Annotated in this window: 18 protein-coding genes and 1 pseudogene; 17 read left to right on the top strand and 2 right to left on the bottom strand. The window is 35.8% G+C overall.

The window, feature by feature from the left end:
• The first annotated feature begins 25 nt into the window (after positions 1-25).
• The 6 genes and pseudogenes from AC3WJG_RS13725 to AC3WJG_RS13750 all read left to right on the top strand — a co-directional run bounded on the left by AC3WJG_RS13725 (position 26) and on the right by AC3WJG_RS13750 (position 6,266).
• Positions 26-1,158 (top strand): annotated as a pseudogene (locus AC3WJG_RS13725) (ABC transporter ATP-binding protein).
• A 79-nt stretch (positions 1,159-1,237) separates the two neighbouring features.
• Positions 1,238-2,224, top strand: coding sequence for an SIS domain-containing protein (locus AC3WJG_RS13730; protein ID WP_098249699.1), 987 nt, complete (start codon positions 1,238-1,240; stop codon positions 2,222-2,224).
• 116 nt (positions 2,225-2,340) lie between these two features.
• On the top strand, positions 2,341-3,627 hold the full coding sequence (locus AC3WJG_RS13735; RefSeq protein ID WP_337134321.1) for an ABC transporter substrate-binding protein: 1,287 nt from the start codon (positions 2,341-2,343) through the stop codon (positions 3,625-3,627).
• A 15-nt stretch (positions 3,628-3,642) separates the two neighbouring features.
• Positions 3,643-4,524 (top strand): carbohydrate ABC transporter permease, encoded by an 882-nt coding sequence (locus AC3WJG_RS13740; protein ID WP_028408489.1) that lies wholly within the window; start codon positions 3,643-3,645, stop codon positions 4,522-4,524.
• Positions 4,524-5,408 (top strand): carbohydrate ABC transporter permease, encoded by an 885-nt coding sequence (locus AC3WJG_RS13745; RefSeq protein WP_028408488.1) that lies wholly within the window; start codon positions 4,524-4,526, stop codon positions 5,406-5,408. The genes AC3WJG_RS13740 and AC3WJG_RS13745 overlap by 1 nt, the downstream gene beginning before the upstream one ends.
• A gap of 15 nt (positions 5,409-5,423) precedes the next feature.
• Positions 5,424-6,266: a PfkB family carbohydrate kinase gene (locus AC3WJG_RS13750; protein ID WP_492588317.1), complete on the top strand. Its 843-nt coding sequence runs from the start codon at positions 5,424-5,426 to the stop codon at positions 6,264-6,266.
• 41 nt (positions 6,267-6,307) lie between these two features.
• On the opposite strand, the gene AC3WJG_RS13755 is transcribed toward AC3WJG_RS13750, so the two are convergent.
• Positions 6,308-7,039: a GntR family transcriptional regulator gene (locus AC3WJG_RS13755; protein WP_028408486.1), complete on the bottom strand. Its 732-nt coding sequence runs from the start codon at positions 7,037-7,039 to the stop codon at positions 6,308-6,310.
• A 294-nt stretch (positions 7,040-7,333) separates the two neighbouring features.
• On the opposite strand from AC3WJG_RS13755, the gene AC3WJG_RS13760 reads away from it, so the two are divergent.
• The 5 genes from AC3WJG_RS13760 (at position 7,334) to AC3WJG_RS13780 (ending at position 11,283) form a co-directional block, all read left to right on the top strand.
• The gene (locus AC3WJG_RS13760; RefSeq protein ID WP_025751876.1) at positions 7,334-8,353 is read left to right on the top strand and encodes an STAS domain-containing protein; all 1,020 of its coding nucleotides are present in this window, start codon (positions 7,334-7,336) and stop codon (positions 8,351-8,353) included.
• Positions 8,354-8,541: 188 nt separating this feature from the next.
• A complete protein-coding gene (locus AC3WJG_RS13765; protein ID WP_028408484.1) occupies positions 8,542-8,970 on the top strand; it encodes an SRPBCC family protein in 429 nt (142 codons plus the stop codon).
• Positions 8,971-9,306, top strand: a complete 336-nt coding sequence (locus AC3WJG_RS13770; RefSeq protein ID WP_060745603.1) for an ArsR/SmtB family transcription factor — start codon at positions 8,971-8,973, stop codon at positions 9,304-9,306.
• Positions 9,307-9,490: 184 nt separating this feature from the next.
• A complete protein-coding gene (locus AC3WJG_RS13775) occupies positions 9,491-10,270 on the top strand; it encodes an MBL fold metallo-hydrolase (RefSeq protein ID WP_098249694.1) in 780 nt (259 codons plus the stop codon).
• Between the two features lie 143 nt (positions 10,271-10,413).
• Complete coding sequence (locus AC3WJG_RS13780) at positions 10,414-11,283, top strand: GNAT family N-acetyltransferase (RefSeq protein ID WP_098658374.1); 870 nt, start codon at positions 10,414-10,416, stop codon at positions 11,281-11,283.
• A 167-nt stretch (positions 11,284-11,450) separates the two neighbouring features.
• Here the strand turns inward: AC3WJG_RS13780 and AC3WJG_RS13785 are convergent, their stop codons facing one another.
• On the bottom strand, positions 11,451-12,254 hold the full coding sequence (locus tag AC3WJG_RS13785; RefSeq protein WP_337134412.1) for an alpha/beta fold hydrolase: 804 nt from the start codon (positions 12,252-12,254) through the stop codon (positions 11,451-11,453).
• A gap of 333 nt (positions 12,255-12,587) precedes the next feature.
• Here AC3WJG_RS13785 and trhO point away from each other — a divergent pair, with 333 nt between their 5' ends.
• The 6 genes from trhO (at position 12,588) to AC3WJG_RS13815 (ending at position 18,354) form a co-directional block, all read left to right on the top strand.
• Complete coding sequence (gene trhO, locus AC3WJG_RS13790) at positions 12,588-13,556, top strand: oxygen-dependent tRNA uridine(34) hydroxylase TrhO (RefSeq protein WP_050688899.1); 969 nt, start codon at positions 12,588-12,590, stop codon at positions 13,554-13,556.
• Between the two features lie 207 nt (positions 13,557-13,763).
• Positions 13,764-14,621 (top strand): SMP-30/gluconolactonase/LRE family protein, encoded by an 858-nt coding sequence (locus AC3WJG_RS13795; protein ID WP_025751869.1) that lies wholly within the window; start codon positions 13,764-13,766, stop codon positions 14,619-14,621.
• Positions 14,622-14,844: 223 nt separating this feature from the next.
• Entirely contained in the window at positions 14,845-15,207 is a 363-nt protein-coding gene (locus AC3WJG_RS13800; protein ID WP_013083221.1) for a group I truncated hemoglobin, read from the top strand.
• A gap of 139 nt (positions 15,208-15,346) precedes the next feature.
• On the top strand, positions 15,347-16,783 hold the full coding sequence (hpaB, locus tag AC3WJG_RS13805; protein ID WP_492588319.1) for a 4-hydroxyphenylacetate 3-monooxygenase, oxygenase component: 1,437 nt from the start codon (positions 15,347-15,349) through the stop codon (positions 16,781-16,783).
• 148 nt (positions 16,784-16,931) lie between these two features.
• Entirely contained in the window at positions 16,932-17,738 is an 807-nt protein-coding gene (locus AC3WJG_RS13810) for a DUF817 domain-containing protein (RefSeq protein WP_098432845.1), read from the top strand.
• A gap of 55 nt (positions 17,739-17,793) precedes the next feature.
• Positions 17,794-18,354, top strand: a complete 561-nt coding sequence (locus tag AC3WJG_RS13815) for a tubby C-terminal domain-like protein (protein ID WP_337134323.1) — start codon at positions 17,794-17,796, stop codon at positions 18,352-18,354.
• The last annotated feature ends 1 nt before the right edge of the window (position 18,355 follow it).

Consider the following 18,355-nt stretch of genomic DNA (forward strand, 5'->3'; position numbering starts at 1 on the left):
TTTAAATATAAGGAGCTGAGGTGAGATGACAATGTTACATTTAGATAAAGTATATAAAATATATGATAAAAAAAATATCGCCGTAAATGATTTTAACCTTCAGATTGGAGAGAAAGAGTTTGTTGTATTTGTTGGACCTTCAGGCTGTGGTAAATCTACTACGCTGCGAATGATTGCAGGTCTAGAAACGATTTCAAAAGGTGATTTTTACATTGATGGAGATCATATGAACGAAGTAGCTCCAAAAGATCGTGACATTGCTATGCTCTTTACCCTCATATGACTGTTCGAGAAAATATGGCATTTGGTTTGAAATTAAAAAAAATAAAGAAAGACGAAATTGATAGACGGGTAAATGAAGCAGCCAAAACATTAGGTCTAGAAACATATTTAGATAGAAAGCCAAAAGCTTTATCCGGAGGGCAGCGTCAGCGAGTTGCTTTAGGTCGTGCTATTGTTCGGGAAGCAAAAGTTTTCTTAATGGATGAACCATTATCTAATTTGGATGCGAAGCTGCGAGTACAGATGCGTGCTGAGATTATTAAACTGCATCAAAGGCTGCAAACAACAACAATATATGTGACCCATGATCAAGTGGAAGCTATGACAATGGCTACTCGCCTAGTGGTTATGAAAGACGGGATTATTCAACAAATCGGAACTCCTCAAGATATTTACAAACATCCTAGGAATGTATTTGTAGGCAGTTTTATTGGATCACCCGCAATGAATTTTTTTCGGGGATATCTCCAAGGCACTTATTTTATAATGGGAGAAACTAAAATACAGCTTCCTGATTTTCTACTACACGCTTTACATTCTCAAGGTCATAATGAGAAAGAAGTCATAATGGGTGCGCGTCCTGAACACATTATATATCATAAAGAGGATAGTAAGAGAGAGTTGAACGATGAGTTTTGCTTCACTACGACACTAGATATGATAGAGGTACTAGGTGCTGAAACAATTTTATATGCTAGTTTAGAAAAGCAAACGTTTGTGGCTCGAGTGCCTCTTTTATGTGAGTTTGAAGCAAGGGACAAAGGCGTTTTTTCGTTGAATTTAACCTACGTTCATTTTTTTGATGGAAAAACAGAAGAGCGCATTTCTACAAATATAGATAAAAAAGTTAAATATTCTGATAAATGTATTGACTAATTAATGTTAACAGTTTAATATAACAATATATAACATTACATAATGTTGTATATCATATTTTATTTAAGGAGTGGGGAAAATGAGCAGAACAGTAGTGAATGTAAAAAGTGATGTGCAAGCCGTATTAAACGAATTAAAAAGCAAGCAAATTCGTAATGTGTTTTTCGTCGCATGTGGAGGATCTTCTGCGATCATGTATCCAGCTAAGTATGTACTAGATCGAGAAGCTCAACATATTACATCCGATTTGTATAGCTCGAACGAATTTATCCACCGCAATCCGCAGCAGCTAGGAAAAGACTCCTTAGTTATTCTATGTTCCATGTCAGGAACAACTCCTGAGACTACAGAAGCAGCTAAGTTCGCTAAAAGCAAAGGCGCTTATGCTGTAGCCTTAACAAATGAACCTACTTCACCTTTAGCACACAGCGCAGATATTTTTATTAAGTATGAGTGGGGCAATGACATCGATGCTTTTGAAACAAACTTAGGCGTTTTATATCAGCTTGTATTTGGTCTCTTATACGTAGCAGAAAAAAATGATAAATTTGCAAAGTTAGTTACTAGCTTAGAAAATCTACAGTCTGTTTATGAAAAAGCTCTAGAATACGAAGCGAGCAACGCAAGAAAATTTGCTGAATCACATAAGTCTGAACCGGTTATTTATACAATGGCCAGCGGTTCGAACTATGGAGCAGCCTATTCATTCAGCATCTGTATCTTGATGGAAATGCAATGGATTCATTCTCACGCTATTCACGCTGGAGAGTATTTCCACGGTCCATTCGAAATTATTGATGAAAACGTACCGTTTATCATCCTAGCTGGACTAGATGAAACAAGACCTTTAGAAGAACGCGCCTTATCATTCTCTAAACGATATGGAAAGAAATTAACTGTTCTAGATGCAAAAGCATATGACTTCGAAGGAATTGATAAAGATGTGCAAGGGTATATCGCTCCTCTTGTATTAAATCGTGTACTGCGTCAGTTTGCCGAAGAATTAGCCGAAGCACGCAATCACCCTTTAAGTAAAAGACGCTACATGTGGAAAGTAGAATATTAATAATCTCCTAATAAAGATAGAAATCTGTATATTTTCCTTACGAGTTATACTATAATGTTATAAAACATTATAGTATAACTTATATATGAAAGCACTTACAATAAGGGGGTTTCTATATGAAAAAGACAAATTTAATCTTAGCCTCACTTTTAAGTTGTTCTTTAATGCTCGGGGGGTGTGCTGGAAAACAAACGTCTTCAGACTCAGACACAGGAAAGACAATATTAACATTCTTTCACAGATGGCCAAAAGAACCTGAAAAAAGCTACTTTGAAGAAGTTGTAAAAGAATTTGAAAAACAGCACCCTGATATTGATATTAAAACAGAAGCCGTCTTAAACGATTCATATAAAGACAAAATTAAAGTTATGACAGGCACTAATACCCCTCCTGATGTGTACTTTTCTTGGAGCGATGAGTTTGCTAGACAATTTGTCAGAGGAAACAAAGCCTTAGATTTAACCTCTTATTATAAGAAGGATTCAGCGTGGTCTTCCAAGCTTGTTCAATCTCAAATTAAACCATATACCGTTAATAAGAAAATTTACGGTGTTCCTGTCACAATGGACGGGAAAATGTTTTTTTACAACAAAGATATCTTCGATAAATTAGGATTAAAAGCGCCTACAAACTGGAACGAGCTACTAAATATTTTAAGCGTGTTAAAAAAGAAGCATTATACAGCTTTAGAATTTGGAAGCCAGGATACGTGGACCATTTCTCACTACGTAGGAACCTTAAATCAGCGCATGGTAAAGCCCGACGTTCTTTCAAAAGACTATAATTCAAAAACTGGGACATTCACGGATAAAGGCTATGTAAAAGCTCTAGAAAAATTAGAAGAATTAGTTCCTTACTTTAATAAAAATACAAACTCGATTGATCATGAATATGCAAGACAACAATTTTCAAATGGAAAAGCAGCTATGTTTTATGCTGAAACTGCTGAAATTAAGCTTTTCGGTCCAACGAAATTTAAGATTGGCATGTTTAATTTTCCTAAAGTGGAGGATGGAAAAGGAAATGCTACTAATTTAACTGGATCACCTGAAGGGTTTATGATTTCTTCTAAAACCAAGCATCCAAAAGAAGCGATGGAATTTCTTGAATTTTTAACATCAAAACAAATGGGTGAAAAGCTAGTAAAAGAAGTAGGGAAATACAGTGCAGTAAATGATACAGCGAACAGCAGTAATTCAACACCGGAGCAATTAGAAGCAGTAGATAATATTTTACAAGCCAAAGAGATGGCTCCATGGTTTGATATGGCAATCGATGCTCGAATTGCAGATGCTTATTTAACAGGGGCTCAGCTGATGCTAAATGGTGATAAAACACCTAAAGAAGTAATGAAAGATGTGCAAAAAGCTGCAGCGAGTGTTCGTGCTGAATCTAAAAAGTAAGGAAGTGAAAAAGCGATGTTAAAACGCAATAAGCTAACCCCTTATTTATATCTTCTTCCTGCTTTTGCTTTTTTACTACTCGTGTACATCCCTATTTTTCAGAATATTTGGGATAGTTTTTATGAGTGGAGTACATTTTCACCAGACAAAGTTTTTGTAGGAATAGATAATTATGTGCACTTATTTAAAGACCCTGTCTTTTATCAGGCACTCAAAAATAATATTCTTTATGCGGTCATTTCAATTATTTTTCAAGTAGGTGGCGGTCTAATTGTGGCTGCCGTTTTAGAAGATAAACTTATTCGAAGGTTTTCTCCTTTTTTTCGAACGGTTTATTTTTTACCAGTAGTCGTTTCGATGACCGTTATTGCCTTGTTGTTTACTTTTTTTTACAATCCTGAAGTAGGGCTTTTAAATCAAATGCTCAAAATGATCGGATTAGACTCATTGGCAAAACCTTGGCTAGGAGATAGTAATACGGCTATTTATGCAGTTATTGCTGTATCTCAGTGGCAATCTATCGGCTATATCGCCATGCTGTATATTGTAGCGATACAAAAAATCTCACCTGAATTGTATGAAGCAGCTGAAATAGACGGCGCTAATAAATTTAAAATGTTCTTTCATATTACTGTACCGCAAACAAAAGAAATGACATTTGTTGCTGTTATTTTAACGCTTACTGGTGCTTTTACAGTATTTAATGAACCTTATATTTTAACAGGAGGCGGACCGGGTACATCATCTGAAGTACTAAGTACGTATTTATACAAAACAGCCTTTTCGAAAGATATGATGGGCTACGCTTCCTCAATTGCTACTGTCATTTTAATTATTACACTGCTGATTTCTCTTGTTCAAATGAAAGCATTTAAAACAGGAAAGGAAGACGCTTGATGCAGATGCCTAAAACAAATGTCACCTTACCTAATGTTGTCAATACAGCCACTAGAGAAAGAAAAAAGAAGAGGTACACAGGTGTAACGATAGTATATGTCGGATTGATCGTCTATTTTATCGTCATTGCGTATCCTTTGCTTTGGATGATTATAAGTTCTTTTAAAAGCACGGATGAAATCTTTACTCACAGCTGGTCTATGCCGCATAATTGGCTAATTGAAAATTACGTGACAGCGTGGAAAAGTGGAATATCTTCTTACTTTTTAAACAGTGTGATCGTCACGGGCGCGTCTTGTTTTTTGACGGTCCTGGTCAGTGCATTAGGAGCTTATGGACTATCACGCTTTGAGTTTCAAGGAAAAGCTTTTGTCCTCATTATATGTCTTGGAGGGCTTATGCTTTCTCCTCAGGTAAGTTTAATTCCTTTGTATAGCATTATTCAAAAACTTGGAATCTATAATACACACTTGGCACTGATTCTGCCTTATGTTGCTTATCGAATTCCTTTAACCATCTTGTTAATTCGAGCTTATTTTCTTTCGATTCCAAAAGAACTGGAGGAAGCGGCTCGGTTAGATGGATGTACAAGCTTGGGGATTTTATTTCGAATTTTCATTCCAATGAGCACGCCCATTTTATTAACAACGACAATTTTGACAGCTTACTACACATGGAATGAATTTATGTTTGCCATTATCTTTATCGACGATGACAGTTTGCGTACAATCCCAGCAGGATTAATGCAATTTAGAGACGCTTTGCAAACAGATTGGGGGGTATTACTAGCTGGACTGACCATTTCAGCAGCACCGATTGTTATGTTGTTTTTGTTTATGCAAAAATATTTTATCCGTGGCATTGCTAACGGAAGTGTTAAATAATAGGAGGACAAGCAGATGAAACTAATTGGAGTAGGGGATAATGTAGTAGATTACTATAAAGATCAAGGAAAGATCTATCCAGGCGGCAACGCGCTAAATGTGGCCGTATTTTGTAATAGATTGAGTCATAATCAGTCTTCCTATATGGGAATCATGGGGAATGACGAATCGGCAGAACATGTAGTAAATACTCTGCAGCAAGAAAAGATGGAGATTAGCAGAGTAAGAAGAGCTGTAGGAGAGAATGGAATGGCGGTTGTAACACTTGATGAACAAGGTGATCGAATTTTTGTAGGATCAAATAAAGGGGGCGTTCAATCTAGATTAAAACTAATGCTGAATGAATCGGATTTAACCTATATCCGCCAGCACGATCTTCTTCATACGAGCGTTTTTAGTCATTTAGAATCTGACCTTCCGTTGCTACATAAAATCATTGATATTTCCTTTGATTTTTCTACAAGATACGATGAGGAATATTTACAGCAAGTATGTCCATATATCAGCTATGCATTTTTCTCAGGAAGCAGCCTGCCAGAAGAAGAGTGTATGGATTTAATAAAGCGAGTACACCTGTTAGGAACCAGTGTCGTATGCGTGACAAGAGGAGAAGATGGAGCTTTATTATCAGTCGAAAACCAATTATTTAAACAGCCTATAATCTCTACAAAAGTGGTCGATACATTGGGTGCTGGAGATTCTTTCATCGCCGATTTTCTTTCTTCTTATCTACTAGAAAAAAACATAGCAAAAGCTCTCCATAATGGAGCATTAGTGGCATCACAAACTTGTCAAAATTACGGAGCTTTTGGATATGGAAAAGAATATCATACAGACTGTGCGATGGTTTTAAAATGAATAAAATAGCGCCTTTGCTTTTGAAGCAAGGCGCTATTTTATTAAGAATTAGAACTGTCTATAGTGAACGTAACGCGATTCGCAGGATAGTGTAGAAAAGATGAATGAATCGGTCTTTTTTGTGCATCATACGCCACTTTTTCCACTTTAAACAGCGGCTCTCCGACTTCACATTCTAAATGTTTTGCTTCATCCACATTTGCAAATACCATGTTCAATAATTTTTTATTATGAACCGGAGCAATATTGTACTTGTTTTTTATAGTATCGTACATTGAAACTGAATTATGGACGTGCTGATCTAAGTGTGGTAACAATTCTAAGGAGTAGTGAGAAATTTCTAAGGTAAGAGGCTGGTCGTCATAATACAGGATGCGCTGCAGTTCAAGGATTTCACTTTCTGGAGGGATGGATAACATCTTTGCCACATGAGCTTTTACAGGTTTTATACCAAAAGACAAAATTTTAGTCTGCGGTACTTTACCTAATTCCGACATATACTCTGTATGTCCATTAACGGCAAACAGCTCTCTCTTAGCTTTTGGATATTGAACAAAAGTTCCTTTTCCTTGCTGACGTATCAGAAGGCCTTCTTCTACTAAATCTAATACGGCTTTTCTTACCGTAATCCGACTTACTCCGTATATATCGCACAAATCCGTTTCAATTGGAAGTTTTTCACCCGGAGTATAAACTCCTTTATTAATATCTTCTGTAATAGCCTGTTTTAACTGCATATATAAAGGCGTAGAGCTATGAGTATTTAGCTTCATCTTTTTCCTCCTCTTTCCTAAATACTTTCTTTTGAATATAATTATATTATAACGTAATGTGATGTTATATTACAATTTGCTTTTCTTCCTTTTTATCATATATGTTTGATACAAAAGAAAGAAAAGTTGGCGAATTCAAAGTTCTATAGCATTCACCTTTCTTTTCTATTAATTGAAAACATGGGTAATGGTTAGACAAGCAATAGAAAATATGCAACAATTTTTATTACCAGCTTCTTCAACATAAGATAAAATATAAAGAAGGTAAGAACTTTATAAAAAGGAGATTCCGCCATGGGTGAAAAAAAGAATATTGATATAGGTGGTCTTAGTTTTGCTTGGGATTTAGAAAAAGGACAATTTAGCTTTGAAGGAGAAGATGCGATCCTTTTTTGGATTTCTTCTGCGATGAAAACATTGTTTGACACAATCGAAGAAATATCTGGAGAAGAGGCAGCTTCTGTAGTACTGGAAACCACTGGTTTCCGACAGGGATTAGTAGTAGGAGAGTACTTTCAGAATATGAAAGGCGTAACGGTTTTTGAAGCGGCTGAGTTAATTACCAATACATACGCTTCGGCTGGATGGGGAAAAACTACTATCAAATATTTAAATCCTGAAAGTAAAACTCTATCTGCTGAATTAAAAGACAGTTGGGAACATAAAATTAACGTCGCGCAAAAGAAAACAAAGGGAGGAAATTTTCTTCCGGCCCATTATGCAGGGATTTTTACAGGACTATTCGGAACAAATATTTGGTACAAGGTGATTCAACATCAAATAGAAGGGCATGAATGCACTACAGTAGAATACTTCCCTTCTAACATTGATATCACTCAAAATATTCATCAATTAGCCAGAAGAAAAGAAGCGCAGAAAATAGAACATTTGCAAAACATTGTAGCAGAAAAAACAGCAGAGTTAAAAGATCTTATTAAAAAGCTTTCTTCTCCTATTATTCCGGTTTTGGAAGGCATAGTCGTCGTTCCTTTGATTGGCAAATACGACGAGGATCGAACGGAAGATTTGATTGTCAATACATTAAATAACCTTCCAAAACATCAGGCTAATTATCTTGTGCTGGATTTAACCGGATTGGATAAAGAACTTACTGAATATACGGCAAGTCTTATTGAAAAATTAGGTGCAGCAGCGTCCCTGATTGGTACGAAAACAATTTTAGTAGGGATTTCTGCCGACTTAGGCTTAGTTATATCAGAGACCCATATTGATTTATCAAAATATGATTGTTTTCAAACATTGCAGCACGGCATTCATTATGCATTGGCACAAAGCGGACGAAGCATCGTTTAAAAGATATATTTGAAATATAACAAAATGCACTCATTCAGCATCATAACAAATCTCTTTATCAAAGACTGGAAATGTATTGAAGGATTTCATTTTTCAAAAGAGGAATTGACATAACACTAAAAGGTGTTATATTATTTTTATATAAAACCTTTTAGTGTTATTTTTTAAAAAGGAGAATGAAGATAACGATGAATGATAAAAGTGTAGTAGAAGATGTAAAACAGACGATAATATTTAACGCGCCGATTCAAAAAGTTTGGGATAAAGTAGCAACCGCAGAAGGGCTCCAACAATGGTTCATGCCTAATGATTTTCAGCCTCAGGTAGGATATGAATTTCATTTACAATCGCCTTTTGGACCATCTCCGTGTAAAGTATTAGAAATAGATGCACCAAACTATCTTTCTTTCTCTTGGGATAAGGATGGATGGGTCGTTTCGTTTACCTTAAAAGAAATGGGTAATCAAACTGAATTTACGCTTATTCATAGCGGGTGGAAAGAAGCTGAAACACTTCTTGAAAAAGCAAACGAAAAGAGTTCAGTGGTACGAGATAGAATGAGCTACGGGTGGATTAGTCTCGTAAATGAAAAACTTCGAAAGGTTGTTGAAAACTAAATGACTTCATCAGCTGCCAAGCATGATATCTTTCAAGCCATTGCTGATCCTACTCGAAGAAAAGTACTTGAGCTGCTTTCTGAAAAAGAATTGCCTATATCAGAAATAACGTCTCATTTTTCAATAAGCCGTACCGCTATTGTCAAGCATCTTCATATACTTTCAGAAGCAGACTTAGTCCATGGACAAAAAAAAGGCAGAGAAAAAGTGTATCATCTTCAGCCAGAGCCTTTAAAAGAAGTACAAGATTGGCTTTCTTACTACGAGCAATTTTGGACGAACAAATTATCTATTCTTCAGCATATTGTTGAAAGAGATGAAGAAAGAAATCAATAGAAAAAGCATAAAAACGTTTTTTATAGGGAATATAGCAAAGCCAGTCGTTAAAAAGACTGGCTGTTTTACATAAAAGCTGGTTTTATTCTAGAAGGACAAATAAAAGAACGATGCAGAACAACATAGGACATTTCTTGAAACAAAAAGATAGACCTTTAGAAGAAAAAAAGGGGGAAACAGAGCAATGAACAAGCTTTTATTTTACGGGACGAGCGATGCTCAAGGAGTGCCTCGATTATTATGTGACTGTAAAGTATGTACACAAAAAGATCAATTAAATCAGCGCACAAGGCCCAGTGCACAGTTTACAATGGACGGTAACGTGTTTTTGATTGACGTATCACCTGATTTTAAACATCAATTTCATTTATACAATAACAAAAAAATCCCTTCTACTGTATTTATTACGCATCCTCACAATGATCATGTGGCTGGTTTAGGAGATTTAGCTGACTTATGCTATTGGAATAATGTAAATACAGAAGTCGTAGGAGCGCCTGAAGTCATCAGCGAGTTAACCGAAAGATTTCCTTATCTCGCAAAAAGAAAAGGGCTTACCTTTAAAGGAACGTTAAAATGGGATAGTGGAGAAACAACGATTACGTTTCATAAAGTAAATCACGGATTTAACGGTCATTCCTACGGTATTGTGGTTCATCAAAAACAAGGCGAACGCTGGGCGTATGTATCCGATTCTTTTAATGTGACAAAAGAACAGTGGCAGCCCTTTTACCACTTAGATTTACTGATATTTGGTACATCTTTCTGGAAAGAATATCTTCAAAAAGAAAAAAGATCCGTATATGACGTGACAGAGGCAGTGGAGATCAAAGCGAAGCTGCAGGCCAAAAACATGGTATTTACTCATTTATCACATGATATCGATATCCGAAAGCACGCCGAGATGCTCTCAGATGAAAACGTAAGCTTTGCCTATGACGGACGCGAGATTTTATTACCTTAAGTATAGTGATGCACAGAAAGGATTTTTTATATATTGTAGAAGAATAATTCCAAACTAACGAGGCAGAAGAGGTTGGGATGCAGGAATATCTTGCAGTAGGAACGAACATGACACTAAATTGGATTTAAAGAAGGGATAGTGTTATGGAGAGTATTATAGAAAAAGCTACTAACGTTGGTGAATTATCTCGATTTCTATCAGAAATAAATAGAAAGAAAACATCACACATTGGTTATTGTGGTAAAAAAGAAGAAGAAATCCACCAGACATTAAAAGAAGAGTTTATTAGTAGTGATGGAGGTATCAAGTTTCTAATCGCCAGAGATAAGACAGGGGAAATTTTAGCTGCTATTGGATTTGATATCGAAGAAACGGTAGCAGAAGTGTGGGGACCTTTTAATAAAACATCTTCTATTTATTTGCAATCTCAATTATGGAAACAGTTAGTTAATGAAAACCCTTTGATTCAAAAATTTCATTTTTTTATCAATGAAGAAAATGAGCTGCAACAAGTATTTATGAATGAAATAAAAGCAAAAAAGACTGGTGAACACTTGATCTTAGAAATTAAAGAACAAAATTTTGATAAAGTTACTGAAATGAAAAGTGAGTCATTTAAACATAGTGATTTTCAAGCATTTGAAACACTACACAATGCAATGTTTCAAAATACTTATTACAATGGAAAAACAATTATTGAGAGACTTAACGATAGAAATATGTTAAAGATACTCAAAAATATTTCTAACGAGTTGCAAGGTTATGCGTACTTTGAAGTCGATACTGAAATGGGAGAGGCCTCATTGGAGTATATTTGTATTTCGAAGAATGCTCAGAGTCAAGGTCTAGGAACGATGTTGTTAAAAGAAGTTTTAACCGAGATGTTTTCATTCCCGGCAATTAATGAAATTAAACTAACTGTTGATAGGCCGAATAGTCAAGCAAATCGAGTATATATGAAAGTTGGTTTTGAAGTAAAAGATATTCTTATAAGTTATTGCCTTAAACTGTAAAAGAGTTAAGTTTAATGAGGGGGAAGAACATTAAGTGTAAAAGCGCTCGGATTTTTTTCGAGCGCTTTTACTTATCATTTATATTGCTGATTTGTAGTTCTAACGTATGCTTCTCCACATGAACCGAATCCGCTAGAGATAAGGCGATCCTTTTTTAGGTTTGTCAATTAGATATGCTCGATAAAATCACTTACAACTTTGTTAAATCGATCGCTTTCTTCAAGAAAAGGGCAGTGGCAGCTGTTCTCAAAAACTTCAAGTACAGAACCTGAAACCAGCTTTTGAATATGTCTTCCAGCCGCTACAGGAATGAGCTTTTCTTCTTTTCCAAAGCACAGTAAGGTAGGGATTGTAATAAACGGGAGAAAATCTCGATAGTCCACAATGGATTGATCAAACAAAATAGCACTGGCTATCGACTCAGGCATTTTCGTTACTTCTTTCATAATCCAATGTTTATTTTCTTCCGTTAACTCATCCTTAAACATAAGCGGAATAAAACTTTCTAATGTACTTGCTCGATCAAGTTGAATACCTTGCATGAGCGAAATAAGCGCAGTTAAATCAAATGCACCGATTGGGAAGTCTGGCCACTTAAAGTCTGAAGCCATTTCATCTACAATAACATTCCCTTTTACATTTTCTTGACCAAATTGTTTCAAATATTCCCACACAACAAAAGCACCCATCGACCAGCCTGCTAATATGACGTCTTTTAATTGATGAGTGGTTATAAACTCATGCACATCACGAGCATAAGTGGAAATTGTATGGCCGTATGGAGTATGACTTGAATTTCCATGTCCTCTTAAATCCAAAAGAATAGTTTGATACTGTTTCGAAAAAAAAGAAAGCTGGTTATGAAAAAAACGACTGCTCATCCAAACTCCGTGAATAAAAATAACAGGTGCTCCTTCTCCTTGTTGTTCATAGTATAAAGTTGCACCGTCTTTTAATGTATAAAAAGGCATCATTTTCGCCCCCAATCTAAAAGATTCATATCTCATCATGTATGAGCACAAACGTTCATATAGAACGTATCACGTCAATAAAATTTTATTAAAAAACAAATCCTAGAAGTGAGAGCTTTGATATGTTATACTATTACAGGCTTAAATACTGTATGTTTTTGAAACAATCATTCACTATACTACTTTTTAGATAGAAGCATCCTTATAGAAAGGATGTTGTTTTTGTCGTAATGTACCTTTAAGTAATGAATTGTTACCATTAATTCGGTTCACAATAACCGACCTACATGCATTATATCTTGCAAATATAAACAGATAGGTGGAAGAAGCAACATGACTGAAAGAAAACCATATCAAGTACTACTATATTATTTATACACTCCAATTGAAAATCCTGAAGAGTTCACAGCTGAGCACTTGGCATTTTGTAAAGAGCTTGAATTAAAAGGACGCATTTTAATTGCGGCTGAAGGGATCAATGGAACGGTATCAGGAACAGTTGAACAAACAGATAAATACATGGAAACGATGAAAAATGATCCTCGTTTTGAAGGTATTGTATTTAAAATAGACGAAGCAGATGAACATGCGTTCAAAAAAATGCACGTGCGTCACCGCAAAGAATTAGTAACTCTTCGATTAGAAGAAGATGTGAATCCTCTTCGCGTAACGGGTAATTACTTAAGCCCAAAAGAATTTTATCAAGCGATGCAAGATGAGAATACGGTCGTAATTGATGCACGAAACGATTATGAATACGATTTAGGTCATTTCCGAGGAGCTGTTCGTCCGGATATTCGAAACTTCCGTGAGCTTCCTGAATGGATTCGCGACAACAAAGATCAGTTTGAAGATAAAAAAATCTTAACTTACTGCACAGGCGGTATTCGCTGTGAAAAATTCTCTGGGTGGCTTGTTGAAGAAGGTTTCGAAGACGTAAGCCAGCTTCACGGAGGTATTGTAACATACGGAAAAGATCCTGAAGTACAAGGTGAACTATGGGACGGTCAGTGCTATGTATTTGATGAGCGCATCAGTGTACCAGTTAACCAAAAAGAGCATGTGATTGTCGGAAAAGACCACTTTACCGGCGAGCCTTGTGAACGTTATGTTAACTGCGCAAACCCAGAATGCAATAAGAAAATCTTAGCTTCTGAAGAAAATGAACACAAATATTTACGCGCTTGTTCACATGAATGCCGAGTGAGTCCTCGTAACCGCTATGTAAAAGAACACGGGTTAACAGAAGAAGAGTTTGCAGCACGTGTTAAAGAGCTTGAAAAAGAACACGTAACTTTATAATAAAAAAAGCAGCACGCTATACAAAGCGTGCTGCTTTTTTTATGAAAAGATTCTCTTAGAACCTGGTGTTTAAAGAATGTCATACAACGGGTATTTATGAAAAAGGAAAGATATTCCTAACTTTTTCTATTTGTTTAAAAGAATGTTTTTTTGAGAAAGCGATTATAAAAAAATGATTGTACATAAAAATGAAAAAGGAGCTTGAAAATGGAAGCAAAAATTGAAAAAAAGTACGATGGCCGTTTGCTTGAAGGACCCCTATGGGATGAAGAAAATCAAAAATTAGTGTTAGTAGACATCTTAGATAAAAAGCTTCTTACGTACGATCCAAAAACGACAACCTTAGAAGATATTGCTCTTCCTTCAGTCGTTACAAGCGTTTCTAAAACCAATCATTCAAAATTGATTGTCTCTACCCGTAATCAGCTGCTTTTAGTTGATAAAAACAAAAAGAATCATGAAGAGTATATCCGTTTAGATACTCTTGAAAAAACCATGCGTTTTAATGACGGGAAATGTGATCCATATAATCGCTTTTGGATTGGAACGATGAGTGAAGAAGATGAAGAAGGAAAAGCCCAGCTGTACGTAGTAGATGAAAAAGGTGTCATTAAGAGCGCTAAAGAAGGATTAAGCGTGTCAAACGGGCTAGCTTGGAATCGAACAGGAGACAAATTCTTTCTGGTTGATTCACCGAAAAATAAAATTATGTCTTATTCATTTTCGAAAGAAACAACAAGGCTCGAAGATGAAAAAGTGGTGATTGACCTTTCGGATATGGACGGGTTTCCCGATGGAATGACAATTGATGAACATGATCGATTATGGGTAGCACTTTGGGGAGGTTCGAAAGTCATTTGTGTAGATCCAGATAAAGGAGAAATTATAGAATCTATTCATCTTCCTGTTTCCAATGTAACCTGCTGTACATTTGGAGGAGACGATTTACAAACCTTATTTATCACCACAGCTAAGGAAGAAGAAAAATACGAAGAAGCTGCCGGCTCTCTTTTTTCATGCCGAGTAGGAGTGAAAGGCGTCCCTGCTTATACTTACGTATATTAGATAAGCGCTTGTAAAAATGTAATGATTCCTAAGCCCAGTAACGAGAGATGTTACATGCAGCTTCTACAATTCCTTTACATTGTGTTCACTTCTTTACATTTTATTCTTTATGTGGAAGAGGAATAAAATATGGGGACAACGAATTTCCATAAAGAAGCCTTTTAAAGAATATGAACACTTCTATTGGGTAATAATGGGAAAAGGTACAAAAGGAGGAATTGTTTTGGAACAAACATTGTATGAAAAAGTGGGCGGACAAGAAGCTATTGAAAAAGTAGTTGATTATTTTTATTCTGAACTCGTATTAAAAGACGAAACGGTCAGTCACTTTTTCGAGCATACGGACATGGATAAACAGCGTCGGCATCAAGCTAAGTTTATAAGTTTTGCCTTAGGTGGCCCGAATCAATATTCAGGAAAGTCGATGGCCAAAGCACATGCAAATATGAATATTCAACCCGAACATTTTAATGCAATTGCTAAGCATCTTCACGATGCACTTGCTCACTTTAATGTTGAAGAGCCGGATATTGACCAAGCATTAAATAAAGTTGAATCCTTAAGAAATGATATTCAATATAAATAAATTATAAAAAAGAAGGTTACTGTGACCTTCTTTTTTTGTGCTCAAAGCTGTGATGTATGAAGGAAACATGGAAAAGACATCGTAATATGATAAAAATGCAATAGGTGAAAATATTTATCGAAAGTCTGGGAGTGGGAGTATGTCAGCAATTAATGGGAAGCAATACGTAGAGAGAATTAATCAATTAAAAGCAAATGTATGGGTTGATGGCAAGCTCGTAACAGGCAATATATCAGAACATCCGGCTTTTAAAGGAGCCATTAACAGTCAAGCTAAGCTTTATGATCTTCAGCATGATAAAAAAATTAAAGATATCATGACATATCAATCTCCGGCTTCTAAAGAATTTGTCGGTACATCTTATTTACAGCCTAAAACAAAAGAAGAGTTAAAAAAAAGACGAGAGATGACCCAGCAATGGGCGCAATTAACCCATGGTATGATGGGAAGAAGTCCAGATTATATGAATACCGTATTAATGGCTTTTGCATCTTCTGCAGAACTCCTGAGAGGAACGGAAAACTGCTTTCCTGAAAACATCCTTTCTTATTATGAATATGTGAGAGAGCAAGATTTATCGCTCACTCATACATTCATCGATCCTCAAGTCAATCGAACCCAATTTTATTACGAGCAAAACGACGAACCGATAGCAGCAAAAATATTTGATAAAAACAATGAGGGAATCGTTATCCAAGGCGCGAAACTGCTTGCTACACAGGGCGGAATGACGGATGAGCTGCTCGTACTGTCTTCAGCGGGCATTCAAGGAAAAGAAAAAGGATTTGCTTTTTCGATTCCAAGTAATACAAAAGGAATTAAATTTATTTGTAGAGAATCATTTGCAGGAAAAGAATCGACGTTTGATTATCCATTAAGTTCTAGATTTGAAGAAATGGATACAGTTGTTGTCTTTGACCATGTATTAGTACCGTGGAACCGCGTTTTTTTCTATGAAAATGTAGACGTATCAAATACATTCCTTGCTTCTAGTTCCTTTTCAGCTTTTGCTCTGCATCAGGTAACTTCAAGGAGAATTGTCAAAACAGAGTTTGTATTAGGGATTGTACAATCTCTGATTGAAACCATTAACATTACGGATTATCCGCATGTGCGAGAAAAAGCAACGGAGCTTATTATTGCTTTAGAAACAATGAAAGCTCTCGTGATGAAAGCAGAAGAAGAAGCGGAAATTGATCCATGGGGATACATGCGTCCGAATGAAACTACACTTCGTATTGCCGCAAATATATTTTCAAAAACATATCCTACCTTTACAGAGATTATCCAGCTTTTAGGTGCAAGCGGACTAATGGCAATACCAACAGAAAATACGTGCCGCTCATTGGTTAAAGAAGATATTACGCGTTATTTACAAGCTAAATCGAGAGGGGCAGAAGATCGAATTAAGCTTTTTCGACTAGCGTGGGATTTAACGATGAGTCCGTTTGGCACAAGAGAAACACTGTATGAACGTTTTTTCTTTGGAGAGCCTGTACAGTTAACCAGTTATCTGTACTTATCTTATGATAAAGAGCGCTATGTACAGAGAGTAACCGATTTTTTGAAAAGTTAACGGAGAAAACGAATCTCCGCTGGGTATGATAGTTTAGTTACCAAAACAGCGGAGATGCTTATTGAATAAATTTTAAAAATCTGCAATAATTTTCAAGGAATCATTTCTGTGAAAATACTAAGGAATACTATAAAGGTAGGATGTGACAATGAAGCAATTAATCTATTTTGGTTTAGAACAAGCAAAATCTTGTGTTTTTCCTGTTATCATTTTTCTTACGTTGGCTATGACAAAAATAATTGAAGTACCGTTTATTTCTAGATATGACCTTATTCTATTAGTCTGTCTAGGAACTCAAGTTTTAATGGTAATGTTTAAACGAGAAACGCTTGATGAAGTAAAAGTCATCGCAGTATTTCATTTAATTGGACTAGCGTTAGAACTCTACAAAGTTCATATGGGCTCATGGAGCTATCCGGAAAAAGCTTTCACTAAAGTCTGGGGAGTTCCGCTGTACAGCGGATTTATGTATGCTAGTGTAGCCAGCTACATGTGCCAAGTGTGGAGAAGGCTTGAATTAAAGCTTACGAACTGGCCTTCTACATGGGTTGTCAGTATACTAAGTGCGGCTATTTACCTTAACTTTTTCACGCATCATTTTATTTACGACTTCCGCTGGTTTTTAAAACTTTTTACTTTACTTATTTTCTATCGAACTTTTGTATATTTTACGGTTAACAAACGTACATATCGCATGCCTTTAGTATTGTCTTTTGTACTGATTGGCTTTTTCATTTGGATCGCTGAAAATATCGCAACATTTTTCGGAGCATGGCAGTATCCAGATCAACAGCAGCAGTGGACAATGGTTCATATAAGTAAAATTAGCTCTTGGCTTCTTCTTGTGATTGTTAGTTTCTTGATTGTTGCTTTACTAAAGCATTTAAAAGAAAATCAAAGCCAATTTAAACAAAGAAAGAAATCAAAAGAAACAAACAAAATATATGAAAGATAGAAACATAACTATGTACACGCTGTTAATATGAAGTGCAGAACCTTTGGAGGCTTATATGCAAGAATATATTTTTTATCTTCCCTATTTTAAATCAGCGGGGAAGACCATAGCAGTTACAAATGAAAATGGAGAAAACGTCGGACAGCTTAAGAGAATGCATAAAAATATGTGGACGAAAAGTATTGATTTTTTAACTCGTGATGGACTTCCAGTGTTAGATTCTATTTCTTGGTTTCCTATCTTTTCCTGCGGCTTAAAGGTACATTTACAAGTTCAATGGGAAGGAAGAACGGTGTTTATTGATCACGTAAAAAAACACCGGTGGGTGATAAAAGAAAATGGAAAAACAGTGGGAGATCTATTAGGTAAAGGAATAATTAACAACGAAGGAGCACAAGAAATTAGATGGGGAAATAACGTCTACATGTTAAGCAGTCATGAAGCTGTAGAGGAAGCGTGTATTTTTAATCAAAAAAGAGAAAAAGTCGCAGAGTTTAAATCAGACCTTTTTCATTTTAAAGAAGGCAAACACTCAATAAGAGTAACAGAAGAACTGCCCGTACCCATTTTTATCGCTTCTTACTATATAAGTACTTTTATTATGCCATACATATAAT

The organism is Priestia sp. FW507-14D1A (assembly GCF_058781295.1).

Coding starts and splice junctions, on each gene's coding strand:
- AC3WJG_RS13780 (WP_098658374.1), top strand. CDS start 10,414: ATGGAGAGTATTATAGAAAAAGCTACTAACGTTGGTGAATTATCTCGA.
- AC3WJG_RS13755 (WP_028408486.1), bottom strand. CDS start 7,039: ATGAAGCTAAATACTCATAGCTCTACGCCTTTATATATGCAGTTAAAA.
- AC3WJG_RS13765 (WP_028408484.1), top strand. CDS start 8,542: ATGAATGATAAAAGTGTAGTAGAAGATGTAAAACAGACGATAATATTT.
- AC3WJG_RS13810 (WP_098432845.1), top strand. CDS start 16,932: ATGAAGCAATTAATCTATTTTGGTTTAGAACAAGCAAAATCTTGTGTT.
- AC3WJG_RS13775 (WP_098249694.1), top strand. CDS start 9,491: ATGAACAAGCTTTTATTTTACGGGACGAGCGATGCTCAAGGAGTGCCT.
- AC3WJG_RS13750 (WP_492588317.1), top strand. CDS start 5,424: ATGAAACTAATTGGAGTAGGGGATAATGTAGTAGATTACTATAAAGAT.
- AC3WJG_RS13740 (WP_028408489.1), top strand. CDS start 3,643: ATGTTAAAACGCAATAAGCTAACCCCTTATTTATATCTTCTTCCTGCT.
- AC3WJG_RS13745 (WP_028408488.1), top strand. CDS start 4,524: ATGCAGATGCCTAAAACAAATGTCACCTTACCTAATGTTGTCAATACA.
- hpaB (WP_492588319.1), top strand. CDS start 15,347: ATGTCAGCAATTAATGGGAAGCAATACGTAGAGAGAATTAATCAATTA.
- AC3WJG_RS13730 (WP_098249699.1), top strand. CDS start 1,238: ATGAGCAGAACAGTAGTGAATGTAAAAAGTGATGTGCAAGCCGTATTA.
- AC3WJG_RS13795 (WP_025751869.1), top strand. CDS start 13,764: ATGGAAGCAAAAATTGAAAAAAAGTACGATGGCCGTTTGCTTGAAGGA.
- AC3WJG_RS13770 (WP_060745603.1), top strand. CDS start 8,971: ATGACTTCATCAGCTGCCAAGCATGATATCTTTCAAGCCATTGCTGAT.
- AC3WJG_RS13785 (WP_337134412.1), bottom strand. CDS start 12,254: ATGCCTTTTTATACATTAAAAGACGGTGCAACTTTATACTATGAACAA.
- AC3WJG_RS13735 (WP_337134321.1), top strand. CDS start 2,341: ATGAAAAAGACAAATTTAATCTTAGCCTCACTTTTAAGTTGTTCTTTA.
- AC3WJG_RS13760 (WP_025751876.1), top strand. CDS start 7,334: ATGGGTGAAAAAAAGAATATTGATATAGGTGGTCTTAGTTTTGCTTGG.
- AC3WJG_RS13815 (WP_337134323.1), top strand. CDS start 17,794: ATGCAAGAATATATTTTTTATCTTCCCTATTTTAAATCAGCGGGGAAG.
- trhO (WP_050688899.1), top strand. CDS start 12,588: ATGACTGAAAGAAAACCATATCAAGTACTACTATATTATTTATACACT.